The sequence below is a fragment of the Stenotrophomonas sp. P5_B8 genome, from assembly GCF_054049855.1.
Genome location: NZ_JBFULO010000434.1, coordinates 1 through 3,137 on the forward strand (window position 1 = coordinate 1; position 3,137 = coordinate 3,137).

The 3,137-nt window shown below is 66.3% G+C and carries 2 protein-coding genes; both read right to left on the bottom strand.

The window, feature by feature from the left end:
* Positions 1-53 precede the first annotated feature (53 nt).
* Positions 54-500, bottom strand: coding sequence for a pilin (locus ACXJKH_RS17630; RefSeq protein WP_256777215.1), 447 nt, complete (start codon positions 498-500; stop codon positions 54-56).
* A gap of 362 nt (positions 501-862) precedes the next feature.
* Complete coding sequence (locus ACXJKH_RS17635; RefSeq protein ID WP_457321268.1) at positions 863-2,716, bottom strand: methyl-accepting chemotaxis protein; 1,854 nt, start codon at positions 2,714-2,716, stop codon at positions 863-865.
* Between the last annotated feature and the right edge of the window lie 421 nt (positions 2,717-3,137).

The window sequence follows — 3,137 nt, forward strand, 5'->3', positions numbered from 1 at the left end:
GACCGAGGCCGCGCCATGCGCCGCCTCGGCCACTGGTTCATCCCGCACGACTATCAGGGCGTAGTGCTGCGGCAGTTCGACGGCAGCAGGGTCTTGTCAGACATCGAGCCGGAGCAGCTCCAGGCGCCCTGGATGTCCCGTGCCAGGGTGAGCGTACCGTTCACCTTGCCACTCCCAACCAGGGTGCAGATCAGGCTGGCCGCACCGGTCGGCGCCATGGTCAAGGCAATGTCACTGCACCGGGACGTCTGGTCGGTCATGCCGATGTCGCCCAGGTCCGACGTCGTCGGCCCGCCCTCGGCGTAGATCGTCTCCACGCCAAGCTTGCCCGGGGTCAGCTCAGCCAGCGCAGCCGAGGTCTGCGACTTGGCGACATAGTTCTGGTACTGCGGCAGGGCGACGGCCGCCAGGATGGCGATGATGGCGACGACGATCATCAGTTCAATCAGGGTGAAGCCGCCCTGGCGTGCCTTGGCATGGGTTCGATTGAGAGGGTTCATTTTTATCCTTGAAAGCGTGGGTGGTGAGTACAACTGACTGCATCTGCGCAACCCGAACGTGGGTGGAACGCGTGCCGACAAGGAGACCACCGCGCCCCCGAAAGGCGCCATGCAAGGAGTGGTAAAAGCACGTTGAATGACGTGTTTTGCAAGGATTTGCAGCTAGCGTCATGCCATGCAACAACGAGCACATTGGTGCTGGCCGCATTGCCAATCGACGACGCTTTATCAGCCGGCAACGCGTCATGGCGATGCGCACAAGCTCGGTGTCCGCGCCGAGGCCGACCGGTTCACCCATGCCTACGGGCAGGGCCTGGCAACCGCACCCCGCCCGCATGTCGGCGCCGCAGGGTACGCGTGGGCTAGACCAGCCGCAGCGTTGGATGCCCGCCGTGCATGGCCACCACGCCGGCCGTGCGCGCGGCGCCCTGCCCGGCATCCACCCGGAACGCCGCCACGGTCTGCAGCAGCTGGGTGGCCTGCTCTTCCATGCTGCGCGCGGCGGCCGAGGCTTCTTCGACCAGGGCCGCATTCTGCTGCGTGCCCTCGTCGATATGGTCGACGGCCTGGTTGATCTGGCCGATGCTCTCGCTCTGCTGCTGGGCCGCGGTGCTGATCTCGGTGATCAGTGCGCTGACCCGCTTCACGTTGACCACGATCTCATCCATGGTGCGGCCAGCGCTTTCGACCTGCCCGGTGCCGGTGCCGACCTTCTCCACCGAATCGGCGATCAGCTGCTTGATCTCCTTGGCGGCGCTGGCCGAGCGCTGCGACAGCCCGCGGATCTCGGTGGCGACCACGGCGAAGCCGCGCCCGTGTTCGCCTGCTCGTGCCGCTTCCACTGCGGCATTGAGCGCCAGGATGTTGGTCTGGAAGGCGATGCCGTCGATGACCCCGATGATGTCCACGATGCGGCGCGAGGACTGGTTGATCAGCGCCATGGTCGAGACCACTTCATGCACCACGTGCCCGCCCTGCGCGGCCACGTCGACCGCACCACTGGCCAGCTCGCTGGCCTGGCGCGCGTTGGCGGCGGTCTGATGCACGGTGGCGGCCAGTCCCTTCATCGAGACGGCGGTCTCCTCCAGCGACGCCGCCTGCTGTTCGGTACGCTCCGACAGGTCGCTGTTGCCCTCGGCAATCTCGCTGGCGCCCACGGCAATGGTGTCGGCGGCGAACTTGATCTGGCTGATGATGCCCGCCATGGCCTCGACCAGCGCGTTGATGCCCTCGCAGAGTTCGGCGATCGGCCCGGTCTTGTCCTGCGTGGCGATATGCCCGGTCAGGTCACCGCCCTTGGCGGCCGCGACCACTTCGCGCGTCTGCGCGACGGCCTGCTGCATGGCATGGGTATCGCGCACCTGGGCGGTGATGTCGGTGGCGTATTTGACCACTTTGAACGGACGCCCGTTCATGTCGAAGATCGGGTTGTAGGAGGCCTGGATCCAGACCTCCCGGCCCCCCTTGCCCAGCCGTCGATACTGGCCGGCGTCGTATTCGCCGCGCCCCAGCTTTTCCCAGAACTGCCGGTATTCCAGGCTCTGCCGGTACTCGGGCTCGACGAACAGCGAATGGTGCTGGCCGCGCACTTCCTCCAGCGTGTAGCCGGTGGTGGCCAGGAAATTATCGTTGGCCGACAGGATGCGTCCGTCCAGGCTGAACTCGATCACCGCCTGCGACTTGTTGATCGCCGCCAACTGGCCGGAGAAATCGGCCGCCTGCTGCATCTGCGCGGTGATGTCGGTGGCGAACTTCACCACCTTGTACGGACGCCCGTTGCCGTCCAGTACGGGGTTGTAGGAGGCCTGGATCCAGATCTCGCGGCCGCCCTTGCCCAGCCGCCGGTACTGGCCGGCATCAAATTCGCCCCGCCCCAGCGTGGCCCAGAAATCACGGTATTCCACGCTCTGCGCCAACGCCGGTTCGACGAACATCGCATGGTGATGGCCCTGGATCTCGTCCAGYCGATAGCCGACGGCCTGCAGGAAGTTGTCGTTGGCCTGCAGGATGGTGCCGTCCAGGTCGAACTCGATCACCGCCTGCACCCGATGCAGTGCGGCAACCTGCGCTTCCAGCTCGCACTGGCGGCGCTGTGCAAGTGCGTTGGCGGAACCGCGCGCGTCGCGGCGGGCCACGAAAGGCGCCACCAGTGCGCGCCATGGCGAGCCTGCGCCGGCGTCGGCGTCGGCGACCTGTTCCTGCACAGGCGCGTGCATGCGTGAAATATGCATCATGTGATCCTCGGTGCCCGGTTGCTGGGATCCGACGGGCGCACCGCCCGGCGGCATATCGTCTGGCTTGGGGACTACGAAGACGTCAGTGGGGTGACGTCACGGCAGCGGCATGTACAACATGGTCCTGCTTCCTGCAGACGCTTTGTTGCAACGGCATGCGGTCCAGGCCACACAAGCGGGGCAGCCACGGGCCAACGCGGAGCCAAGCGACGGCGGCTCCAGTAGGGATATCGACAGGCATGGCGGAAGCTTTAGCGGCAGACGGGCCGCACCGACCACGGGCGTTGGCTACCCTTCCCCGCCCTCGCTGCTTTCCACTGCGTCGAGCGGGTCGGGCAGTTGCCCGCCGCTCGGGGTTTCCACCTGGACGTTGTCGCGCCCCTCGGCCTTGGCCCGGTAGCAC